This is a genomic window from Streptomyces sp. NPDC029836, from assembly GCF_055574495.1.
The window spans coordinates 241971-264288 of record NZ_JBVHZI010000005.1 but is presented as its reverse complement, the minus strand read 5'-3'; the positions used below and the strand labels follow the sequence as shown (position 1 = coordinate 264288).

16 protein-coding genes are annotated in these 22318 nt (G+C 70.6%); 5 read left to right on the top strand and 11 right to left on the bottom strand.

What is annotated here, in order from left to right:
* Positions 1 to 4: 4 nt before the first annotated feature.
* The 11 genes from ACZ4XJ_RS17690 to ACZ4XJ_RS17640 all read right to left on the bottom strand — a co-directional run bounded on the left by ACZ4XJ_RS17690 (position 5) and on the right by ACZ4XJ_RS17640 (position 15867).
* On the bottom strand, positions 5 to 1021 hold the full coding sequence (locus ACZ4XJ_RS17690; RefSeq protein ID WP_468496685.1) for an ABC transporter permease: 1017 nt from the start codon (positions 1019 to 1021) through the stop codon (positions 5 to 7).
* Positions 1014 to 1937, bottom strand: a complete 924-nt coding sequence (locus ACZ4XJ_RS17685) for an ABC transporter permease (protein ID WP_468496684.1) — start codon at positions 1935 to 1937, stop codon at positions 1014 to 1016. Before ACZ4XJ_RS17685 ends, ACZ4XJ_RS17690 begins: the two co-directional genes overlap by 8 nt.
* A gap of 85 nt (positions 1938 to 2022) precedes the next feature.
* Positions 2023 to 3654: a peptide ABC transporter substrate-binding protein gene (locus tag ACZ4XJ_RS17680; protein WP_362877444.1), complete on the bottom strand. Its 1632-nt coding sequence runs from the start codon at positions 3652 to 3654 to the stop codon at positions 2023 to 2025.
* A gap of 105 nt (positions 3655 to 3759) precedes the next feature.
* Entirely contained in the window at positions 3760 to 4728 is a 969-nt protein-coding gene (locus ACZ4XJ_RS17675; protein ID WP_468496683.1) for a GNAT family N-acetyltransferase, read from the bottom strand.
* 162 nt (positions 4729 to 4890) lie between these two features.
* The gene (locus tag ACZ4XJ_RS17670; protein ID WP_362877436.1) at positions 4891 to 5937 is read right to left on the bottom strand and encodes an ABC transporter ATP-binding protein; all 1047 of its coding nucleotides are present in this window, start codon (positions 5935 to 5937) and stop codon (positions 4891 to 4893) included.
* Positions 5930 to 6988, bottom strand: coding sequence for an ABC transporter ATP-binding protein (locus ACZ4XJ_RS17665; RefSeq protein ID WP_468496682.1), 1059 nt, complete (start codon positions 6986 to 6988; stop codon positions 5930 to 5932). Before ACZ4XJ_RS17665 ends, ACZ4XJ_RS17670 begins: the two co-directional genes overlap by 8 nt.
* Positions 6989 to 7001: 13 nt before the next feature.
* Entirely contained in the window at positions 7002 to 7970 is a 969-nt protein-coding gene (locus tag ACZ4XJ_RS17660) for an ABC transporter permease (RefSeq protein ID WP_468496681.1), read from the bottom strand.
* Entirely contained in the window at positions 7963 to 8907 is a 945-nt protein-coding gene (locus ACZ4XJ_RS17655) for an ABC transporter permease (protein ID WP_468496680.1), read from the bottom strand. The genes ACZ4XJ_RS17660 and ACZ4XJ_RS17655 overlap by 8 nt, the downstream gene beginning before the upstream one ends.
* A 92-nt stretch (positions 8908 to 8999) precedes the next feature.
* Positions 9000 to 10619: a peptide ABC transporter substrate-binding protein gene (locus tag ACZ4XJ_RS17650; RefSeq protein WP_468496679.1), complete on the bottom strand. Its 1620-nt coding sequence runs from the start codon at positions 10617 to 10619 to the stop codon at positions 9000 to 9002.
* A 533-nt stretch (positions 10620 to 11152) separates the two neighbouring features.
* Complete coding sequence (typA, locus tag ACZ4XJ_RS17645; RefSeq protein WP_362877431.1) at positions 11153 to 13057, bottom strand: translational GTPase TypA; 1905 nt, start codon at positions 13055 to 13057, stop codon at positions 11153 to 11155.
* A gap of 353 nt (positions 13058 to 13410) precedes the next feature.
* Positions 13411 to 15867, bottom strand: a complete 2457-nt coding sequence (locus tag ACZ4XJ_RS17640) for an ABC transporter family substrate-binding protein (RefSeq protein WP_468496678.1) — start codon at positions 15865 to 15867, stop codon at positions 13411 to 13413.
* A gap of 353 nt (positions 15868 to 16220) precedes the next feature.
* On the opposite strand from ACZ4XJ_RS17640, the gene ACZ4XJ_RS17635 reads away from it, so the two are divergent.
* The 5 genes from ACZ4XJ_RS17635 to ACZ4XJ_RS17615 all read left to right on the top strand — a co-directional run bounded on the left by ACZ4XJ_RS17635 (position 16221) and on the right by ACZ4XJ_RS17615 (position 22308).
* Positions 16221 to 16445: a hypothetical protein gene (locus ACZ4XJ_RS17635; protein ID WP_362877429.1), complete on the top strand. Its 225-nt coding sequence runs from the start codon at positions 16221 to 16223 to the stop codon at positions 16443 to 16445.
* Between the two features lie 96 nt (positions 16446 to 16541).
* Positions 16542 to 17366 (top strand): hypothetical protein, encoded by an 825-nt coding sequence (locus ACZ4XJ_RS17630; RefSeq protein WP_468496677.1) that lies wholly within the window; start codon positions 16542 to 16544, stop codon positions 17364 to 17366.
* A gap of 1 nt (position 17367) precedes the next feature.
* Entirely contained in the window at positions 17368 to 19278 is a 1911-nt protein-coding gene (locus ACZ4XJ_RS17625; RefSeq protein ID WP_468496676.1) for a fumarate reductase/succinate dehydrogenase flavoprotein subunit, read from the top strand.
* On the top strand, positions 19275 to 20048 hold the full coding sequence (locus tag ACZ4XJ_RS17620; protein ID WP_362877426.1) for a succinate dehydrogenase/fumarate reductase iron-sulfur subunit: 774 nt from the start codon (positions 19275 to 19277) through the stop codon (positions 20046 to 20048). The genes ACZ4XJ_RS17625 and ACZ4XJ_RS17620 overlap by 4 nt, the downstream gene beginning before the upstream one ends.
* Before the next feature lie 103 nt (positions 20049 to 20151).
* A complete protein-coding gene (locus tag ACZ4XJ_RS17615) occupies positions 20152 to 22308 on the top strand; it encodes a protein kinase domain-containing protein (protein ID WP_468496675.1) in 2157 nt (718 codons plus the stop codon).
* Positions 22309 to 22318 lie beyond the last annotated feature (10 nt).

Below are 22318 nucleotides of genomic sequence, written 5' to 3'. Positions count from 1 at the left end.
CTCCTCAGCGCAGCTTGGGGTCGAGGGCGTCGCGCACCGCGTCGCCGAGCATGATGAAGGCGAGCACGGTGATGCTGAGCGCGCCCGCCGGATAGAGCAGCATGTGCGGGGCGTTGCGGATCTGCGAGGCGGCGTTGGAGATGTCGATGCCCCAGGAGACCGTCGGCGGGCGCAGCCCGACGCCGAGGAACGACAGGGTGGCTTCGAGGGCGATGTAGGTGCCCAACGCGATGGTGGCGACGACGATGACGGGCGCCACGGCGTTGGGGGCCACGTGCCGCAGCAGCATCCGGCCGTTGCCGGCGCCGAGGGCGCGGGCGGCCTGGACGTAGTCGTTCTGTTTGGCGGTGATGACCGAGCCGCGCGCGATGCGGGCGATCTGCGGCCAGCCGAGCAGCACGATGAATCCGACGACGGGCCACACGGTGGTGCTGGTGACCACGGACAGGAACACGAGGCCGCCGAGGACGACGGGGATGCCGAAGAAGATGTCGGCGACCCGGGAGAGCAGCGAGTCCCCCCAGCCCCCGAAGAACCCGGCGAGGCCGCCGAAGACGGAGCCGAGCAGGGCGGCTCCCACGGTCGCGCAGATGCCGACGGTGATGGAGGCGCGGGCCCCGTGGACGGTACGGGTGTAGACGTCGCAGCCCTGGGTGTCGTAGCCGAAGGGGTGGCCCGGGGAGGAGCCCTCCTGGGACTTGGACAGGTCGCACTGCAGGGGGTCGCCGCTCGCGATGAGCTGCGGCCAGATGGAGATGACGACGAGGAAGAGGATCAGCAGCGAGGAGACGACGAAGACGGGGTTGCGGCGCAGTTGGTGCCAGGCGTCGGACCACAGGGAGCGGGCCTTCTCGCCGGAGCCGCCGGGGCCGTCGGTCTTGCGGACGCCCTCGACGCTCTCGGCCTCCTCCAGCGCGAGGTCCATGGCACCGCCCTGGCCGGTGGGTGACATGGCCTCTCCCTCACGGGGACCGACGGGGTCGTACCCGCCCGGTTGGTCGGGACGCTCGGACTCAGGCATAACGGATCCTCGGGTCCAGGACCGCGTAGAGCAGGTCGACGAGCAGGTTCGCCAGCAGGAAGACGATGACGAGGATGGTCACGAAGCCGACCACGGTCGGTGAGTTGTTGCGCAGGATGCCCTGGTAGAGCTGGTAGCCGACGCCGTGGATGTTGAAGATCCGCTCGGTGACGATGGCGCCGCCCATCAGCGCGCCGATGTCGGTGCCGATGAAGGTGACGACCGGGATCAGGGAGTTGCGCAGCAGGTGCCGGGTGATGACCCGTTGGCGCGGCAGCCCCTTGGCGACGGCGGTGCGGACGTAGTCGGCCCTGACGTTCTCGGCGATGGAGGTGCGCGAGAGGCGGGTGACGTACGCCAGGGAGACCAGGGCGAGGACGATGCCGGGCAGGATCAGCTCGCTGAACGGCGCGTCCGGGGACACCGTGGGCCGCCCCCAGCCCCATTTGACGCCGAAGAGGTACTGGAGCAGGTAGCCGGTCACGAAGGTGGGCACCGAGATGACGACGAGGGTGAGGACCAGGACCGTGGAGTCGGTGGCCCGGCCGCGGCGCAGACCGCTGACGACGCCGAGGGTGATGCCGACGAGGACCTCGATGACGATGGCGACGATGGTCAGGCGCAGGGTGACGGGGAACGAGCTCGCCATCAGCTCGGTGACGGGCTGCCCGTTGAAGGCGGTGCCGAAGTCGCCGTGGAAGATCTGGCCCATGTAGTGGAGGTACTGCTTCCACAGGGGTTGGTCGAGGTAGAGGTCCTTGCGGATGCGGGCCGCGGTGGCCGGGTCCGGTGCCTTGTCGCCGAAGAGGGCGGCCACCGGATCGCCGAGCGCGTACACCATGAAGAAGATCAGGAACGTGCTGCCGATGAACACGGGGATCATCTGGAGCAGCCGCCGGATCACGTAACGTCCCATGGAATGCTCCATGCTGTCGGTGGGCGCGGCGGGCCTCCCCCGCCCCGGGGGCGGTGGGAGGCCCGGTTCGATCCGTCGGGGGCGGTCAGGCGACCTTGATCTGGTCGTACACCGGGACGCTGAACTGGTTCAGGGCCACGTCGGAGAGCCGCTCGGAGTAGCCGGCGCTGCCGTTCTGGTACCAGAGCGGGATGGACGGCATCTGCTCGGCGAGGATCTTCTCCGCGTCCCGGAAGATCGCGGTCGCCTTGGTGGCGTCGTTCTCCTTGTTGGCGTCGTCGATGAGCCTGTCGAAGTCCGGGTTGCTGAACTTCCCGTAGTTGGAGGAGGCGCCGGTGTAGTAGAGCGGCTCCAGGAAGTTCTGGATCAGCGGGTAGTCGGCCTGCCAGCCGGAGCGGAAGGGCCCGGTGAGCTTGAAGGAGCTCTGCTGGTTGCGGAAGTCCGCGAAGGTGCCGACCGGGTTGACCGTGCAGACGGGGCCCTCGCCGAGCGCGTTGTTGACGCTGTTGCAGACGGCGTCCATCCAGTCGCGGTGCGAGCCGGTGTCCACGTTGGAGGTCAGCGTGACCTTGCCGCCGGGCAGCCCGCCGCCCTCCTGGATGAGCTTCTTGGCCTGCGCCGGGTCGTAGGCGCAGCCGTCCCCGCAGGCGGTGGAGGAGAAGCCGCCCGCCTCGCCGAGCGCCGGGGAGGTCCAGTCCTTGGCCGGGGTGCGGGTCTCGCGGAAGATCTGCTTGGTGATCTCGTCGCGGTTGATCGCCATGGAGATGCCGCGGCGGACCTTCTCCATGCCCTCCTTGCCCCACTGCGGGTCGTACAGCGGGAAGGTGAGGGTCTGGATGATCAGCGCCGGCTGGTTGATGTACCGGTCGCCGAGGTCGTCCTTGACCTTCTTGAGCTGCTGCGCCGGGACGTCGTCGACGAGGTCGAGGTTGCCGGAGATCAGGTCGGTGTAGGCCGTGTTGTTGTCGGTGTACACCTTGAGGTCGACGCCGCTGTTCTGCGCCTTGTCCGCGCCCGGGTACCCCTCCCACGTGCGCAGCTTCATGCCGGTGCCCTTGGTGTACGAGTCCACCGTGTACGGGCCGTTGCCGACGGGCTTGGCGAGCCAGCCGGAGTGGTCGGTGAAGAAGGACTTCGGCAGCGGGGAGAAGGCCTGGTAGCCGAGGGTCTCGGGCCAGGTGGAGAACTTCTCCTTGAGGGCGACGGTGAAGGTCTTGGGATCCTTGACGACCAGACCGGACATGGTCTTCGTCTTCGGCTCGCCGGCGGCCGGGTGGACGTCGTCGTAGCCGACGATGTCGGAGAAGAACGGCGAGTTGTTCTGCTTGTTGCGGACGTCGGCCCCGTAGTTCCAGGCGTCCACGAAGGACTGGGCGGTGACCGGCTCGTCGTTGCTGAACTTCCAGCCGTCCTTCAGCGTGACGGTGAAGTTCTGGCTGTCGGTGGTCTCGATCTTCTCGGCGAGCATGTCCTTGGCCTCGCCGGTCTTCGCGTCGTACCGCTTGAGACCGCGGAACAGCATGTCGAGGACCTTGCCGCCCTGCACCTCGTTGGTGTTGGCGGGCTCCAGCGGGTTCTGCGGGTCACCCCACGAGGAACTGACGATCCCCGCGCCACCGCCCGCGTCCCCGCCGTCGCTGCCACCGCCGCAGGCCGTCACCGTGAGGGCGACGGCCGCCGCGCATGCGGCCCACTTGACGTGGGTGGCTCCGCGCATGGAGTGCCTCCTATGGGTCCCGGACTCGCTTAGGGCCCACTGTCACCCTCCGCACGGCCCCCTACACTCCCGTTCGACCGATTGCACCCGCACGTCCCGCCGCTGTCACCCCTGCGGGTGCACGGGCAGCTCCCAGGTGTCGACCGCGTAGTGCAGCGCCATGCCGTGCGCCTCGTACAGCGCGAGGGCGCCCGTCTCGTTGTGGGTGTCGACGCCGAGGCCCACCGTGCGCCGGCCGCGGGCCGCGTAGGCGGCGAAGCCGTGGCGCAGCAGGTGGCCGCCGATGCCGCGGCCGCGGAGGTCGGCGCGGACGCCGATGTGGCTGAGCCAGCCCATGCTGGTGCGGTCGTCGCGGGTGAGGAGCACGCCGACGTCGCCCTCAGCGGGCAGCGAGGCGATCCAGACCAGGGACCAGTCGAGGTCGCGGGCGTCGAGGTGGTCCAACCAGGGCTCGTACGCCCGCCGCACGTGGCCGAAGTGCGCGGCGAAGGTCTCCTCGACGAGGGCGTGGGCCCGGCGCCGGTCGGCCTCGTCGGCGGCGCAGTCGCGCAGCGCGAGCCCGGCGGGCGGGGCGGGCCGCGGGCCGGCGCCCGCGTCCGGGCCGGTGCCCGGGCCGGTGCCGGGGCCGAGGGCGCGCGTCATCACCTGGTAGCGGCGGACCGTGCGGTAGCCGCGCTTCCCGAGGAGGGCGAGGTCGAGTGTGGGTGCCACGTTGAGCTGGATCCGCAGCCGGGCCCCCGGTGCGCCGGCGGCCAGCACGGCGGCGCGGGCCTCCATCAGGGTCAGCAGCCGCTCGGCGGCCTCGTCCTCGCCCGGCAGCACGTAGTGATCGCCGTCGACGCGGCCGGGGCCGGAGTCGTTCCAGACCAGGGCCCAGGCGACGAGCCGGCCGCCGCGGAAGGCCAGCCAGGAGTCGGTGGCCAGGTCCACGCCGGGGTGGTTCAGGTCGGCCTCGACGGTGCCGAGGTCCGTCTCGGGTCTGCCGATCTCGATGACGTCGACGGCGTTGAGCAGTGCGCAGATGTCGGACGCGTCCCCGGGCCCCGCCGGACGGACGGTCAGCAAGTCGGTCATCCGCCCACTCTCGGCGCCAACGGGGGCCCGCCGCAACCGGCTTTGCCCGACCACGGCGACGGCCCGGCCGTCAGGAGCCCGGGCCGAACGCCGGAGCGCCCGGCACCGGAGTATTCCGGTGCCGGGCGCCTGGGCGTTCGCGGCCGTGGCCGCCCCGCGGGGTCAGACGGGAAGGACCGCCCGCTCCTCCGCGAAGTGGCACGCCGACTCGTGCGCGGCCGGGGTGTCCACGCCGGTGAACCGGGTCGGGATCGCCAGCAGCGGCTCCTCCTCGGCGCAGCGCGCCTCGGCCTTCCAGCAGCGGGTGCGGAAGCGGCAGCCCGACGGCGGGTTGGCCGGCGAGGGGACGTCACCGGTGAGGATGATCCGGTCGCGGCCCTCGCGGGCCTCCGGGTCCGGCACGGGCACGGCGGAGAGCAGTGCCTGCGTGTACGGGTGGGTCGGGTGCTCGTAGATCTCGGCGTCGGAGCCGATCTCGGCCATCTTGCCCAGGTACATGACGCCCACGCGGTCCGAGATGTGCCGGACGATCGAGAGGTCGTGCGCGATGAACACGTAGGACAGGTTGAACTCGTCCTGCAACTTGCCCATCAGGTTGATGACCTGCGCCTGCACCGACACGTCGAGCGCGGAGACCGGCTCGTCGCAGATGATGATCTCCGGGTTGAGCGCGAGGCCGCGGGCGATGCCGATGCGCTGGCGCTGGCCGCCGGAGAACTGGTGCGGGTAGCGGTTGATGTACTCCGGGTTCAGACCCACGACGTCCAGGAGTTCCTGGACCTTGCGGCGCCGGTCGCCCTTGGGAGCCACCTCGGGGTGGATCTCGTAGGGCTCGCCGATGATGTCGCCGACCGTCATGCGCGGGTTGAGCGAGGTGTACGGGTCCTGGAAGACCATCTGGATGTTGCGGCGGACGGCCTTGAGGGCCTTGCCGGACAGCCGGGTGATGTCCTGGCCCTTGTAGAAGACCTCGCCCGCGGTGGCCTTCTCCAGGCTCATCAGCAGCTTGGCGACGGTGGACTTGCCACAGCCGGACTCGCCGACGATGCCGAGGGTCTCGCCCTGGTACAGGTCGAAGGAGACGCCGTCCACGGCCTTGACCGCGCCGACCTGCTTCTTGAACAGGATGCCCTGGGTCAGCGGGAAGTGCTTGACCAGGTTGCGCACCTGAAGGATCGGCTCGCCCTTGGGCTTGGTGAGGTCAGCCATGGATCTGCTCCTTCCAGAAGTGGCACGCGCTGCCGCGGCCGGGCAGCTCGGTGCCGTCCTGCTCGGTCACCTGGTGCAGCACGGGAACCTCCGTGCGGCAGATGTCCTGAGCCTTGGGGCAGCGCGGGTTGAAGGCGCAGCCCGAGGGGATGGCGAGCAGGTTGGGCGGCAGGCCCTTGATCGCGTAGAGCTCCTGGCCCTTCTGGTCCAGGCGCGGGATCGAGTCGAGCAGGCCGCGGGTGTACGGGTGCGCGGGGCGCTTGTAGATCTCGTGGACCGGGGCGTTCTCGACGATCCGACCGCCGTACATGACGGCGATCTTGTCCGCGACGTCGGCGACGACGCCGAGGTCGTGGGTGATCAGGATCAGGCCCATGTTCATCTCGCGCTGAAGTTCCGCGAGGAGGTCCATGACCTGGGCCTGGACCGTCACGTCGAGGGCCGTGGTCGGCTCGTCGGCGATGATCAGGTCGGGTTCCAGGGCCATCGCCATGGCGATCATGATGCGCTGGCGCATGCCGCCGGAGAACTGGTGCGGGTAGTCGCCCACGCGCGCCTTGGCGGCGGGGATCTTCACCCGGTCCATGAGCTCGATGGCCTTGGCCGTCGAGTCCTTCTTGGACATGCCGCGGTGCACCTGGAACATCTCGCCGAGCTGGGCGCCGACGGTGTGCACGGGGTTCAGCGAGGACAGCGCGTCCTGGAAGATCATGGCGATCTTCGAGCCGCGGACCTTGCGGAACTCCTCGGTCGACAGCTTGAGCAGGTCGGTGCCCTGGAACAGGATCTCGCCCTGCGGGATCTTGCCGGGGGGCATGTCGAGGATTCCCATGATGGCCTGCGCCGTCACGGACTTGCCCGAGCCGGACTCGCCGAGGACGGCGAGGGTCTCACCGGCGTTCACCGAGTACGAGACGCCGTTGACGGCCTTGGCCACGCCGTCGCGGGTGTGGAACTCGACGTGCAGGTTGCGCACGTCCAGCAGGGGGGTGGTGCCCTCCGGCGCCGATCGGGGCGCGGGGACGTTCGAGGTCTTGTCGATGATGGTCAACGTACGCCCTTCCTCAGCGCAGCTTCGGGTCGAGGGCGTCGCGCACCGCGTCGCCGACCATGATGAACGCGAGCACCGTGATGCTCAGCGCGACGGCCGGGAAGAGGAGCACGTGAGGTGCCTGCAGCCAGCGGACGGAGGCGTCGCTGACCATCAGGCCCCAGGAGATGCCGGGCGGCTGGACGCCGATGCCCAGGTACGACAGCGCGGACTCCGCGCCGATGTACACACCGAGGCTGATCGCACCGACCACGATGACGGGCGCGATCGCGTTCGGCAGGATATGCCGCAGCGTGATGCGCATCGTGCCGGCGCCCAGTGCGCGGGCGGCGACGACGTAGTCGTTGTTCTTGTTCTGCAGCACCGAGGAACGCATGATGCGGAAGATCTGCGGCCAACCCAGGGTGGCCAGTACGACGGAGACCGTCCAGGCGTTGCCCTTGCCGAGACCCGACATGATCAGCATGCCGCCGAGGAGCAGCGGGATGGCGAAGAAGATCTCGGTGAAGCGGGACAGGATGCTGTCGACGAATCCACCGATCCAGCCGGCGATGAGGCCGAGCGCGCCGCCGACGACGACCACCAGCGTGGTGGTGACGATGCCGACGATGATCGAGTTGCGGGCGGCCCACACGGTACGCGTGTAGACGTCGCAGCCCTGGACGTCGAAGCCGAACCAGTGCTCGGCGCTCGGCTTCTTGAGCGAGTCCTGGAGCTTGCACGCGCCGGCCTCGAAGGGGCTGCCGGGCGTGAACCACTGCGGGACCGCGGAGAGCACGAGCAGGATGAGGACGAGCGCGCCACCGATCAGGAAGATCGGGTTGCGCCGGAGGTCGGAGACGGCGTCGGACCAGAGGCTGGCCTCGCGCTCCTTCTTCGGCTTGCCGTGGCCGGGCTTGCCCGCGGTCGGTCCGCTCGCGGAGGGAGCTTCGGCGGTCTGGGTGTCGGTCAACTCATCCCCCACCGTAGTTGTGTCACGCATAGCGGATCCTCGGGTCGAGCACTGCGTAGAGCAGGTCCACGATCAGGTTGGCGACGAGGTACACGATGATCAGGAGCGAGACGACGCCCACGATCACGGTGCCCTCCTTGCGGTACACCGACTCGGCCAACAGGCCGCCGATCCCGTGGATGTTGAAGATCTTCTCGGTGATGACCGCGCCGCCCATCAGGGCTCCGAGGTCGGCGCCGAGGAAGGTGACGATCGGGATGAGGGCGTTGCGCAGACCGTGGTTGACGACGACGCGGCGACGGGGCAGACCCTTCGCGGTCGCGGTGCGCACGTAGTCCGAGCGCATGGTCTCCATCATCGACGTACGGGTCAGTCGGGCCACGTACGCGAGCGAGGTCGAGGCGAGCACCAGCGCCGGGAGGAGGTAGGCGCGGATGCCGTCGTTCTCGTTGAAGGAGACGGAGAAGAAGTCGATGCCCCAGCTGTTCTTGAGCTGGACGCCCAGCGTCAGCTGAAGGACGAACCCGCTCACGAAGACCGGGACCGAGATGACGAGCAGGGTGGAGAGCAGGACGAGCTGGTCGAGGAACTTGCCCCGGCGCAGGGCGGCCATGATGCCGGCGGTGACGCCGACGGCGGCCTCGATGACGAACGCGACGACCGCGAGGTTCATCGTGTAGGGGAAGGCTTCGGTGATCTTGTCCCAAACGGAGCGTCCGGTCAGGGTCTCGCCGAAGTTGCCCTGGAACAGGTTGGTTATGTAGTTCCAGTACTGCGACAGGAACGAGTCGTCGAGGTGGTACTTCTCGCGAAGCATCGCCGCGACGATCGGGTCGGCCTTCTTCTCGCCGGCGAGTGCCTGGATGGGGTCACCGGGGAGTTTGAAGGCGAGCCAGTAGATGAGGAACGTGGCACCGATCAGGACAGGGATCGCCTGTATGAGTCGGCGGATGAGGTAGCGGCCCATCAGACCTCCAGCAAGAACAGGGGGAAAGGGCAGGCAGGCGGAGACCTGCCTCCGCCTGCCCGCCCCCGGGTTCCCCTAAGTGAAGAGGGGTGTTAGTTGAGTTCGACGTTCGCCAGGTCCATGCGGCCCTGGGCGTCGACCTGAACGTTCTTCACGGACTTGGAGTAGGCCGCAGAAGACATGTAGGTGAAGACCGGGATGTACGGGAGGTCCCGGATGATGATGTCATCGGCCTTCTGGTACAGCTTCAGACCCTCGGCCGGGTCGGTGGCCTTGTCGGCCTCCGCCATCAGGGCCTCGAACTCGTCGTTCTTGTAGTGGCCGTAGTTGGAGCCGTTGTCGATCGCGACCTTCGAGAAGATCGGACGGAGGTAGTTCTCCGCCGCCGGGTAGTCCATGGACCACGCCATGCGGAAGGCACCCTTGTACTTCGAAGCGCCCAGGTCGTCCAGCAGCTCACCGAACTTGGCGTACGGCTTGGTGGTCACCTCGACGCCGAGGTTGGCCTTCAGCTGGTTCGCGACGGCCTCGATCCACTCCTTGTGGCCGCCGTCGGCGTTGTAGCCGAGCTCCATCTTGTTGCCGGGGACCCCGCCGGCCTTCGTGAAGACCTCCTTGGCCTTGGTCGGGTTGTACGTACCGACCTCGCCCAGGGCGCCCTTGCGGTAGCCCGGGATGATCGGGCTGATGAAGTCGTCGGCCGGCTTGCGGGTGCCGTTGAAGATGGTCTTCGTGATGGCGTCCCGGTCGATGGCCATGGAGATGGCCTGACGGATCTCCACCTTGCCGTACGTCTCGGGGTTCTGCTCCAGCGGGAGACCGAGGTAGCCGACGCCCGACTCGGGCTTGTACAGGTACCGGTCGCCGAACTCCTGCGAGACGTTGGCCATCGCGGAGATCGGGAGCTTGTCGACGATCTGGAGGTTGTCGGCGCGCAGGTCGTTGTACGCCGTGTCCAGGTTGTCGTAGATCTTGAAGGTGACGCCGGACAGCTTGGCGCGACCCTCGGCCGGGAACTTGTCGTACCGCTTGACCTTGATCTGCTTGTTGTGCTCCCAGGCGCCGTCCATCTGGAAGGCGCCGTTGCCGATCGGGGCCTCGCCGAACTTCTTCGGGTCGGCCTCGAACGCCTTGGGCAGCGGGTAGAAGGCGTTGTAGCCCAGCATGGTCTTGAACTGGGAGAAGGCTTCCTTCAGCGTGACGGTGAAGGTCTTCTCGTCAACGACCTTCAGGCCCTTGAGCTCCTTGGAGGTGGGCTTCTTGTCCTTGCCCGGCGCGAGCTCGTCGGAGCCCTCGATCTTCGAGAAGAACGGCAGGCCCTCGGCCGCGTTGTCCTGGTTGGCACCCCAGTTCCAGGCGCGGACGAACGACTGCGCGTCGACCTTCTCGCCGTTGTGGAAGGTGTAGCCGTCCTTGATCTTGACGGTCCAGGTCTTCGAGTCCGTGGTGTCGATGGACTCCGCGACCGCGAGCTTCGGCTCGTTGGTCTTGTTGTCGTAGTCGACCAGACCGACGAAGAGCGCGTTGAGGACCTCGGCGCCCTCGGACTCGGCGGTGTTCTGACCCACCAGTCCGTGCTGCGGCTCGCCGAGCAGCACGGTGATGTTGCCGCCCTCGCCGCCCGCGTTGTCCTTGCTGGTGCTGCAAGCCGTGGCAGCCATCGCCACGATGACGGCACCCGCGACCCACTTGGCGCTCGTTGCTCCGCGCATGGGTAATTGCCTCCTCAGGAGTCACTGTCGATTCGTGAAGGACCCGGCTCCGCTGACACCCCTGACAGCGAAATCCGGTCCCATCGTGTGTGCTCGTGAGTCGACGCTCCCCACAGCGTGTGACCCATTGACCCGAGCTCAATGGAGCCATCCTCGGGGACACCCCGACCGTAAACCACACTTAAGTGGTCTCGTTTTCACAACATCACCTCATGCCTAAAACCCGATATCCGGACAAACGGATATGAGACAGACACGTGCGAAACGGACGGTTAGCCCACCTTCCGGAGTGTCACGGTCGGAATGCGGACACCTGAACCGAACAATCCGCTTGACAAAAGCGAACGGCCCCTCCCCTCGCCTGCTCGGCGAGGGGAGGGGCCGTTTCCAGCCGTACGACTGTTCGACGGTCGATCGGGTGGGCGCACTCCCGCTGCGGTACCGCGCTGACGGTACGACAGCACCCCGGGAACCCCTCTCGGGACCCTTCGAGGGCACCACCGCGGCCGGCTACCGCCGGCCGCGGCCGTTGACTACTTGGCGGACTTGGCGCGCGAAGCGGTGCGCGAGCGGTCCTTCTGGTCCAGGACGACCTTGCGGATGCGGACGGCCTCCGGGGTCACCTCGACGCACTCGTCGTCGCGGCAGAACTCCAGGGACTGCTCCAGGGAGAGCTTGCGCGGCGGCACCACGTTCTCGGTGTTGTCCGCCGAAGCCGCACGCATGTTGGTGAGCTTCTTCTCCTTGGTGATGTTCACGTCCATGTCGTCGGAGCGCGAGTTCTCGCCGACGATCATGCCCTCGTACACCTCGGTGCCGGGGTCGGTGAACAGGACGCCGCGCTCCTGCAGGTTGATCATCGCGAACGGCGTGACCGAACCGGAGCGGTCGGCGACCAGGGAACCGTTGTTGCGGGTCACCAGCGGGCCGAACCACGGCTCGTGGCCCTCGTGGATCGAGTGGGCGATGCCGGTGCCGCGCGTACCGGTCAGGAACTCGGTACGGAAGCCGATGAGGCCGCGCGACGGGACGACGAACTCCATGCGGACCCAGCCGGAGCCGTGGTTCGACATGTTGTCCATGCGGCCCTTGCGGACGCCCATGAGCTGCGTGACGGCGCCCATGTGCTCCTCGGGGACGTCGATGGTCATGCGCTCGACCGGCTCGTGCACCTTGCCGTCGATCTCCTGCGTGACGACCTGCGGCTTGCCGATGGTGAGCTCGAAGCCCTCGCGGCGCATCTGCTCGACCAGGATGGCGAGCGCGAGCTCACCACGGCCCTGGACCTCCCAGGCGTCGGGACGCTCGGTGTCGAGGACGCGGAGCGAGACGTTACCGATCAGCTCGCGGTCGAGACGGTCCTTGACCTGGCGGGCGGTGACCTTGCGGTCCTTGACCGCGGACTTGGCGTCCGCACCCTTGCCGCTGCCGCCGCGACCGACCATCGGGGAGGTGTTCGTACCGATCGTCATGGAGATCGCCGGCTCGTCGACCGAGATCAGCGGCAGTGCGATCGGGTTCTCCGGGTCGGCCAGCGTCTCGCCGATCATGATGTCGGGGAAACCGGCGACGGCGCAGATGTCACCGGGGCCCGCCACCTCGGCCGGCTTGCGGGTGAGCGCCTCGGTCATCATCAGCTCGGTGATGCGGACGTTGGAGATCGTGCCGTCACGCTTGATCCACGCGACGGTCTGACCCTTGCGGAGCTCACCCTGCTCGACGCGGACCAGGGCGATGCGGCCCAGGAAGTTGTCGGCGTCCAGGTTGGTGACGTGGGCCTGGAGGGGGGCCTCCTCGTCGTACACCGGGGCGGGGACGTGCTCCAGGATGGTGGAGAAGAACGGCTCCAGGCTGTCGCTGTCCGCGGGGACGGTGCCGTCCTCCGGCTTGGTCAGCGACGCGACGCCGTCACGGCCGCAGGCGTAGACGATCGGGAACTCGATCTGGTCCTCGTCCGCGTCCAGGTCCAGGAACAGGTCGTACGTCTCGTTGACGACCTCGTCGATCCGGGAGTCCGGGCGGTCCGTCTTGTTGATGCACAGGATGACCGGCATCTTCGCCTGCAGGGCCTTGCGCAGGACGAAGCGCGTCTGCGGCAGCGGGCCCTCGGACGCGTCCACCAGCAGGACGACCGCGTCCACCATCGACAGACCGCGCTCGACCTCACCACCGAAGTCGGCGTGGCCGGGGGTGTCGATGATGTTGATCGTGATGGGCGCCCCGCCGGACTTGGGGTGGTACTTCACCGCCGTGTTCTTGGCGAGGATCGTGATGCCCTTCTCACGCTCCAGGTCGTTCGAGTCCATCATGCGGTCGTCGAGGTGCTGGTGGGCGGCGAAGGCACCGGCCTGCTTGAGCATGGCATCGACGATGGTCGTCTTGCCATGGTCGACGTGGGCGACGATGGCGACGTTACGGATGTCGTGGCGCGTGGGCACTTCGGCGCTTCTCCCGGGATCGTGGATGGCGTCGCGTACGGCCTGGCACGCGCGCCTCGACCGGGCGAAAACCTGCCACGGCCTTACCCCATCGTACGTCGGTTGGCGGGAACCGGCTGCCGGGGGGTCTGTCAAGAGGCCGGACGAGCGAGGACGACCGGGTGTGGGGTGGGGTGTCCCGGTCATCGGTGGAGCCTGTGTTCATGCGGGTCAACGGGTATGAACGACCTTGCCCGCCGGGTGTCCGGCGGGCAAGGGACTTGAGTCACTTCTGAGCTTGTGACCCGCGGGTCACCCGCCGGCGCACCCGTTTGTCACCACTTCTCCTCCGGCGGTACGCCCGCCGGCCGCCCCTACTTCTTCTTGTCCTTCGCCTGGACGGCCTTCTTCCACCCGATGTCCTGGAAGCGGGGCGCTCCGAGGCCGAAGGCGCCGGCGTTCACCAGCCCGGGCTTGGCCGCCACCAGCTCGGGGCGCTGGTAGAGCGGGACGGATCCGGCGGCGGCCCAGATCCGGGCGTCCGCCTTGCGCATCAGTTCGCGGGCCTGCTTCTCGTCGAGCTCACCGAGGGCCTCGTCGAAGAGCTGGTCGATGTGGTCGGTGCCGACGCGGGTGTAGTTCTGTTCGACGAGCAGCGAGCCGTCGGCGGCCGGCTCCGGCTTGGCGAAGATCGGCCGGGCGTCGGTGGCCGGGTAGGCCGTCGCGGGCCAGGAGTAGAGGGCCAGGTCGTACTGGCCCGAGGCGATGTGGTCCTTGAAGAAGCTCTCGTCCGCGACCTTGGTGATCTCGGTGCCGATGCCGATCTCGCGGAGCATCACGGCGATCCGCTCGCCGACCGAGCGCAGGGCCTCCGAGCCCGGGCCGGCGGGGAGCACGAAGCGCAGGGTGAGCTGCTTGCCGTCCTTGGCGAGCATGGTGCCGGAGGTGCGGGTCGTCTGCTTGGCGGGGGCGGGGGCGGGGCTGGCCTCCGCGGGCTCCTTGGCGTCGTCCTCGTCCGCCGGCGCCTTGCCCTCGGCGTCCGCCGCGCCCTCGGCGCGCTTGCCGTCGTCCACGGCCTCGGCCTGCGCCAGCAGGACGTCCTCCTGCTGGGCGGCGAGGGAGGCGGGGGCCAGCGCGCCGGGCCGGTCCTGCCGGGCGCCGGGTCCGCCCGGCAGGAAGGCGTCGGCGTCGACGATCTCCCCGTCGAGGCCGTACGCGGACCCGTCCGGGAGCGGCGGCAGGGCGTCGTGCCCCGGCGCCCCCTCGTGGTCGCCCGGAGCCGCGGCGGGGCGGCCGGGGAGGGCTCGGGTGCGGGCGGTCAGCTGGGCGGTGGCCGAGCGCAGGTCGCCGTTGCGGCCGTCGTCCTCGCCCACGATGTACAGGCCGTCGTTGCCGGTGCCCGGGCCCGCGGCGGCCGAGGGGGTCTTCGAGTCGTCCTTCGCGGCGCCCTCCGGGCCCGCCTTGGTGCCGGCGGGGTCGGTCAGCCGGCCGCCCCGGCGCCAGCCCGCGTCGGCGAGGAGCGCCTGGGAGGCCTTGGGGTCCTGGCCGCCGAGGGCGTCGCTGTTGTCGGCGTACGCCTGCTGCCCGGCCAGCGCCAGGTGGCTGCCGACGGGCTCGGCGGGCAGGCCGAGCGGCTTGAGCACGATCTCGGCCAGTGCCTTGCGGTCCAGGGCCCGCGCGACGGCGCGCCGGACCCGTTCGTCGGCCAGCGGGCCGGAGGCGCCGTTCATGGCGAGCTGGGTGTAGGCGGGCTCCAGCGACTTGCGGACGGCGAAGGTGCGCAGGGCCGCCTGCTCGTCGGCGTACTTCTTGACGGCGTCGGCGTTCTTCTGCCGCAGCTCCTGCTCCTCCCGGGCCTTGCCCTCGTCCGCGCCGTGGGCCAGTGCCCAGGACAGGGTGGCCTGCGCGGGCGTCAGGGCGGCGGCGGGGCCGTGCGCCCCGTTGGCGCCCCGGTCGCGCCCGGCGTCGCGGTGGGCGAGGGCGATCCGGTCGGCGCCCGCCCGGTCGAGCTCGCCGAGGTCGATCTTCCCGGCGGCCAGCGCGGCGGGCCGCTGCGCGCGCGGCACCGCCGTCAGGACCAGGGTGTCGAGCTTCGCGGGGTGGCCCCACCAGCGCGGGTTGCGGGTCAGCGCCGCGGTGCCGGTCTGCTTGTCGACGGCCCCGAGGGAGAAGGGTCCGGCGGTGACCTTGAGGGTGCCGCGGGCGCCCTCGTTGAAGGCGTCCGGGGTGCCGGTGACCTGCTTGGGGTACAGCGGGCTGAACAGCGAGCGCCAGTCCGCGTAGGGCTTGGAGAAGGTGACCTTGACCTCCAGGTCGGTCTTGCCCTTCTCGATCTTCTCGATCCGGTCGTAGCCCGCGTTGCGCGCCGTCCAGTACGCCGAGTCCTTGCCGTTCAGGGCCCGCCACTGGGCGACGAAGTCGGCGGCCCCGATCTCGCGGCCGTCGCTCCAGACCGCCTGCTGGTGCAGCTTGTAGAGGACGACCTGCTTGGGCTCGCGGTCGACGACCTCGGCCTTCTCCAGGTAGTCGGGATTGGCCACGGGCCGCCCCTTGCCGTCCAGGACGAACAGGTGCGGCAGGACGGCGCCGGCGATGCGGGAGGTGGTGGCGTCCGCGTCGGCCTGGAACGTGTTCAGCGTGTTCGGCACGCTGTCCACCGCCCAGCGCAGGACGCCGCCGTCGGTGACCCGGTCGCGGGCCGTCGTCGCGATGTCCGGACCCGCTGCGGCCCGTCCACCTTCCTCGTCGCCCGCGCCGCAGCCCGCGAGGAGCGGCAGTGCGAGGACTCCCGAGGTCAGGAGCGCCAAGGACCTGCGCGTTCGCTGGGACATGGGTGGTACCTCCGGAGCGGGGCGTGATGGGACGCGAGAGGGGGGTCAAGATCACGTTCGGCGGTATATGGAGCTGATCACACTGGTGTTGAAACCCACTGAAATAGACAGCCCCCCGGGCGCCCCGGAGCCGGACCGCGCCACGCCGCGAACCCCACCCGGGCGGACCAATCCGGCTCGCGAACGGGGCCGTCGCTGCGCCGATCGAGGGACGGGACGGGGCGGGAGGGGCGCGCGTTTCGGCCTGCGCGCCCGCAATCGCCGCACGCGTCTTCACAACCGGGGACGGCAGGGGCGACACTCGCAGGCGCCCATGAGCACGGTCACCGCACCCGCGGAAGTGAGGGCACGTCATGTCCCTGCAAGACGATCTGACCGCCGTACGACGCAACCTGGACGAGCTGGTCCGCTCGGTGGAGCGGCTGGAGCGCGACGTTGCCCGGCAGGCGTCGGGCGACGCACCGCAGCCGCCCGGTCAGGCCCCGATGATCACCGTCCCGGACACGCCGTACGACAGCTCGCTCTGGACGGACTCCGACGACGAGGGCCTCGGAGCCCGCGACCGCCGCGCCCCCTGAGGCGCCGTCGGACCGTCCGCACCCACCCCATCTGGCCCGGCGCCCGCGGCGCCGGGTCTCCTGGGCCACCCCTCGACACTCCACCCGGAGTTCTCCTTGGCCACAGGCACGGAACCATCCCAGCAGCGGCCCGGCGGCGTCCACGGGCCCTCCCGGGCCGCCATCGCGGCCCGACACCTGCGCACCGACCGGTGGTGGCTCTCGCCCGCCGGCACCGCGGCCGGGCTGCTCGCCTTCATCGCGTACTCGACCTGGCGGGCGTTCGCCAACGCCCACTACTACGCGGCCCCGTACGTCTCCCCGTTCTACTCCCCCTGCCTGGCGGAGAACTGCGAGCGGATGCGCGGCGGCCCCAACCTGGACCTGTTCGGCAGCTGGTGGGGCCTGTCCCCCGCGCTGCTGATCCTGATCTTCCCGCTCGGCTTCCGGTTGACCTGCTACTACTACCGCAAGGCCTATTACCGGGGCTTCTGGGCGTCGCCGCCCGCCTGCGCCGTCGCCGAGCCGCACGCCTCGTACACGGGTGAGACGCGCTTCCCGCTGATCCTGCAGAACGCGCACCGCTACTTCTTCTACGCGGCGGTCCCGGTCGCCGGGATCCTCACCTACGACACCGCGCTGACCTTTCGCGACGCGCACTACGACTGGGGCCACGCGGGCCTGGGCACCTTGATCTTCCTGGCCAACACCGTGCTGATCTGGGCGTACACCCTGTCCTGCCACTCCTGTCGGCACATCATGGGCGGCCGCCTGAAGCACTTCTCGAAGCACCCGGTGCGCTACCGGCTGTGGGGCCGGGTCAGCCGGCTCAACGCCCGCCACATGCAGTTGGCGTGGGCCTCGCTGATCAGCGTCGCCCTGTGCGACCTCTACGTGTACCTGCTGGCCACCGGCACCTTCGACGACCCGAGGATCTTCTGACATGGCGCAAGTCGACCGGCAGCAGTGGGACGTGGTCGTGGTCGGCGCCGGCGGCGCCGGACTGCGGGCCGCCATCGAGGCCCGGGAGCGGGGCGCGCGGACAGCCGTGATCTGCAAGTCCCTCTTCGGCAAGGCCCACACGGTGATGGCCGAGGGCGGCATCGCCGCCTCCATGGGAAACGTCAACGGGGGCGACAACTGGCAGGTCCACTTCCGCGACACCATGCGCGGCGGGAAGTTCCTCAACCAGTGGCGGATGGCCGAGCTGCACGCCAAGGAGGCCCCGGACCGGGTCTGGGAACTGGAGACCTGGGGGGCGCTGTTCGACCGCACGCCCGACGGGAGGATCTCCCAGCGCAACTTCGGCGGCCACGAGTACCCGCGCCTCGCGCACGTCGGCGACCGCACCGGCCTGGAGTTGATCCGTACCCTCCAGCAGAAGATCGTCGCCCTCCAGCAGGAGGACTTCAAGGAGCACGGGGACCACGAGGCCCGGCTCAAGGTCTTCCAGGAGTGCACGGTGACCCGGATCCTGAAGGACGGCGACGCCGTCTCGGGGGCGTTCTGCTACGAGCGCGAGTCGGGCCGCTTCTTCGTCCTGGAGGCGCCGGCGGTGGTGCTGGCCACGGGCGGGATCGGCAAGTCCTTCAAGACCACCTCCAACTCCTGGGAGTACACCGGCGACGGGCACGCGCTCGCGCTGCTAGCCGGAGCGCCCCTGCTGAACATGGAGTTCGTGCAGTTCCATCCGACCGGCATGGTCTGGCCGCCCTCGGTCAAGGGCATCCTCGTCACCGAATCGGTGCGCGGCGACGGCGGGGTACTGCGCAACAGCGAGGGCGAGCGGTTCATGTTCGACTACGTCCCGGACGTCTTCAAGGAGAAGTACGCCGAGTCGGAGGAGGAGGGCGACCGCTGGTACGAGGACCCGGACCACAACCGGCGTCCGCCCGAACTGCTCCCCCGCGACGAGGTGGCCCGGGCGATCAACTCCGAGGTCAAGGCGGGCCGCGGTTCCCCGCACGGCGGGGTGTTCCTCGACGTGTCGACCCGGATGCCGGCCGAGCGGATCCGGCGACGGCTGCCCTCGATGTACCACCAGTTCAAGGAGCTGGCGGACGTGGACATCACCGCCGAGGCGATGGAGGTCGGCCCGACCTGCCACTACGTGATGGGCGGGATCGCGGTCGACTCCGACACCGCGGCGACGGTGGGGGTGCCCGGGCTGTTCGCCGCCGGTGAGGTCGCCGGCGGCATGCACGGCTCGAACCGGCTCGGCGGCAACTCCCTCTCCGACCTGCTGGTGTTCGGCCGCCGGGCCGGCCTGCACGCGGCGGAGCACGCCGCGGCGGCCGGGCCCGCCCGGCCGGCCGTCTCCCCGGGACAGGTCGACGCGGCGGCGGAGGAGGCCCTGGCCCCCTTCCACGCCGCCGAGGGCGCGGAGAACCCGTACACGCTCCACCAGGAGCTCCAGACGACCATGAACGACCTGGTCGGCATCATCCGCCGGGACGCGGAGATGGCCGAGGCGCTGGAGAAGCTCGCGGGGCTGCGCGTACGGGCCGCCCGGGCCGGGGTCGAGGGGCACCGGCAGTTCAACCCGGGCTGGCACCTGGCGCTGGACCTGCGCAACATGCTGCTGGTCAGCGAGTGCGTGGCCCGGGCGGCGCTGGAGCGCACCGAGAGCCGGGGCGGCCACACCCGCGAGGACCGCCCGACGATGGAGCGGGACTGGCGTGCGGTGAACCTGCTGTGCGTCCCGGCGGAGCCCGGGCCGGACCCGGCCGACCCGGCGGCCGACCGGATCGCGCTCGTGCGGACCCGGACCGAACCCATCCGCCCCGACCTGCTCGCGCTGTTCGAGAAGGACGAGCTGGTCAAGTACCTCGCCGAAGAGGAGCTCTACGGATGACCACCTACGATGCCGCCTTCCGGGTCTGGCGCGGCGACGCCGAGGGCGGCGAACTGCGGGACTTCACCGTCGAGGTGCACGACGGCGAGGTGGTGCTCGACATCGTGCACCGGCTCCAGGCGACGCAGACCCCGGACCTGGCGGTGCGCTGGAACTGCAAGGCGGGCAAGTGCGGTTCGTGCAGCGCCGAGGTCAACGGGCGACCGCGGCTGCTGTGCATGACGCGGATGTCCGTCTTCGACCGGGAGGAGACCGTCACGATCACCCCGCTGCGGGCGTTCCCCGTGGTCCGGGACCTGGTCACGGACGTGTCCTTCAACTACGCGAAGGCGCGGGAGGTGCCCGCGTTCGTCCCGCCGGAGGGGGTGCCGGCGGGCGCGTACCGGATGGACCAGGTGGACGTGGAACGCTCGCAGGAGTTCCGCAAGTGCATCGAGTGCTTCCTGTGCCAGGACACCTGTCACGTGGTCCGCGACCACGAGGAGAACAAGGGCGCCTTCGCCGGTCCGCGCTTCCTGATGCGGGTCGCCGAGCTCGACATGCACCCGCTGGACGCGGCGGCCGAGGCCGGACTGGACCGCGGGCGCGCGGCCCAGGAGGAGCACGGGCTGGGGCTGTGCAACATCACCAAGTGCTGTACGGAGGTCTGTCCCGAGGGCATCCGGATCACCGACAACGCCCTGATCCCGCTGAAGGAGCGGGCCGTGGACCGCAAGTACGACCCGCTGGTGTGGCTGGGGAGCCGGATCCGCAGGCGCGGCGCCCCGTAGGAACGCCGTGCCCCCCCATCGACCCGACCCCCTGCCGTTCACTTCGCGGTACACAATGCCCCCTGGGGAAACGCCATTGACGTGGAGTCAGGGGGCATGCGCGGTGCGGGTGGGGGATGAACTGGCGGGCCGGTACCGGCTGGACGAGCGGCTCGGTCGGGGCGGGATGGGCGAGGTGTGGCGCGGGCACGACCTGAACCTGGACCGGTCGGTCGCGGTGAAGGTGTTGCTGGAGGCCGCCACCGGCGACGAGCCGGTCGCGCGGTTCCGGCGCGAGGCGACGATCGGGGCGCGGCTCCAGCACCCCGGGATCACCGTGGTGCACGACGTGGGCCGGCAGGACGGCCGGCTGTTCCTCGTCATGGAGCTGCTGTCCGGCGAGGACCTGGCGGCGGTCCTGGCCCGCTCACCGGGCGGGCTACCGGTGGCGACGGCCCTCGACCTGGCCGCGCAGACGGCCGAGGCCCTGTCCGCGGCGCACGCGCAGGCCGTGGTGCACCGGGACCTCAAGCCCGGGAACCTGTTCCTGCTGCCCGGCGGCCGACTCAAGATCTGCGACTTCGGCATAGCCCACTCCTCGGACGCGACGCCGGGCTGGACGGTCACGGGCCGGATGTTCGGCACCCCCGCGTACATGGCGCCCGAGCAGTGGCGGGGCGAGCGGGTCGACGCCCGGTGCGACCTGTACGCGCTGGGGTGCGTGCTGTACGCCCTGCTGAGCGGGGAGCCGCCGTTCGGCTCCGCCGGGAGCCCGTACGCGCTCATGCTGCGCCACGTCGAGGAGGTCCCGGCGGCGCTGCCGGTGGCGCCGGACCTGGCCGCGCTGCTGGCGACGCTGTTGGAGAAGGCCCCGGACGACCGCCCCGCGTCGGCGGCGCGGACCGCGACGGCGCTGCGCGCGCTGGAGCGGGCGTCGGCGGCGGAAGCCGCGGCGGCGGCCGGGGCGACCGGCGCCGGGGCGACCGCGGCGGGCCGGGCGGCGGGGGCGGGGGCCGGGAGCGCCGAGCCGGGGGGCGGGCCCGGGACGGGACGGGCCGGGCGCGCGGACCCCGACGCCGGCCGTGACCCGTCACCCGGCTCCCCGGCCCGGGGCCCCGGGTCCGGGACGGGCCGGACCGCCGGCGGGGGTCCGGCCGCCGGCGGGCCGGCCCGGACGCGGGACGCGGCCCCGCCCGGGGAGGTGCTGTGGCGCTCCCGCGTCCGGCCGCAGGCCCTGCACGCGGCCGGGGACAGCGTGGTGTGGCGTACCGGGCCGGAGGTGGGCTCGGTGTGGGCCGCCACCGGGGCCGCGCTGTGGACGGCCCGCGCCGACGAGGGCGTGCCCGCGTCGGAGCTGCCCGCGGTCTCGGCCGTGTCCTCGGCGGCGGACCCCGGGGCGGTGTACGTGGCCGTGTCGGGCCGGGACGGCGAGGGCGTGCGCGTACTGGCCCGGGAGGCCGGCGACGGCCGGGTCCGCTGGTGGCGCGACCTGCCGGAACCGCCGGCCAGGACCCCGGTGCTGACCGCGCCCGGCGGGCTGGTCCTGTACGGGGCGGGCGGCGGGCTCACCGCCCTGGACGCGGCGAGCGGGGAGACCGTGTGGCGGTACGGGGTCCAGGGCACCGTCTCCCGCCGGCCGACCGTCTCCGGGAACTGCCTGGTCCTGGCGGACGGCCTGCTGCTCACCGCCCTGCACCTGCCCACGGGGAAGCCGCTGTGGCACTGGCCGCGCAACACCCACCGCGGCGGACCGAGACTGCCCGGCGGCCCGGTGCACGTGACGGACGGGAAGACCGTACGGGCACTGCACCGGCGCGAGGGGCACGTCGTCTGGCACTTCGACGCCGGCACTCCGGCTCCGACCGGGCTGCTGTCCCTCGACGACACCGTCCACGTGGCCGCGCACCGGGCGCAGGAGGGCTGGGACACGGTGTGCGCGCTGGACGCGGAGAGCGGCGCGGTGCGCTGGCGGCGGCCGCTGGTCCGCCGTCAGGGCCCGGACTGCGCGGTCGAGCTGCTGGGCGCCGGCCCGGATCCGCGCGGCGTGCGGGACGCGCCCGGCGCGCCCGGCGCGCGGGACCTGCTGTACGTGAAGGCCGCGGACGGCGGCCGCGGCGGGCTGCTCGGGCGCACCCCCCGGCCCCCGTTCCTGGCCGCTCTGGACCTGCTGACGGGGGAACTCCACTGGCGGTGGGAGCACGCCGGCATCGGCAGCGCGGTACGGACCGGCGCCGGCGTCGCGCTCGCCCTGCCGGAGCTGACGACCATCGCGGTCCCGTAGCCGGAGCCGG

Coding starts and splice junctions, on each gene's coding strand:
- ACZ4XJ_RS17640 (WP_468496678.1), bottom strand. CDS start 15,867: ATGTCCCAGCGAACGCGCAGGTCCTTGGCGCTCCTGACCTCGGGAGTC.
- ACZ4XJ_RS17685 (WP_468496684.1), bottom strand. CDS start 1,937: ATGGGACGTTACGTGATCCGGCGGCTGCTCCAGATGATCCCCGTGTTC.
- ACZ4XJ_RS17660 (WP_468496681.1), bottom strand. CDS start 7,970: ATGCGTGACACAACTACGGTGGGGGATGAGTTGACCGACACCCAGACC.
- ACZ4XJ_RS17690 (WP_468496685.1), bottom strand. CDS start 1,021: ATGCCTGAGTCCGAGCGTCCCGACCAACCGGGCGGGTACGACCCCGTC.
- ACZ4XJ_RS17670 (WP_362877436.1), bottom strand. CDS start 5,937: ATGGCTGACCTCACCAAGCCCAAGGGCGAGCCGATCCTTCAGGTGCGC.
- ACZ4XJ_RS17625 (WP_468496676.1), top strand. CDS start 17,368: ATGGCGCAAGTCGACCGGCAGCAGTGGGACGTGGTCGTGGTCGGCGCC.
- ACZ4XJ_RS17620 (WP_362877426.1), top strand. CDS start 19,275: ATGACCACCTACGATGCCGCCTTCCGGGTCTGGCGCGGCGACGCCGAG.
- ACZ4XJ_RS17675 (WP_468496683.1), bottom strand. CDS start 4,728: ATGACCGACTTGCTGACCGTCCGTCCGGCGGGGCCCGGGGACGCGTCC.
- ACZ4XJ_RS17655 (WP_468496680.1), bottom strand. CDS start 8,907: ATGGGCCGCTACCTCATCCGCCGACTCATACAGGCGATCCCTGTCCTG.
- ACZ4XJ_RS17680 (WP_362877444.1), bottom strand. CDS start 3,654: ATGCGCGGAGCCACCCACGTCAAGTGGGCCGCATGCGCGGCGGCCGTC.
- ACZ4XJ_RS17635 (WP_362877429.1), top strand. CDS start 16,221: ATGTCCCTGCAAGACGATCTGACCGCCGTACGACGCAACCTGGACGAG.
- ACZ4XJ_RS17650 (WP_468496679.1), bottom strand. CDS start 10,619: ATGCGCGGAGCAACGAGCGCCAAGTGGGTCGCGGGTGCCGTCATCGTG.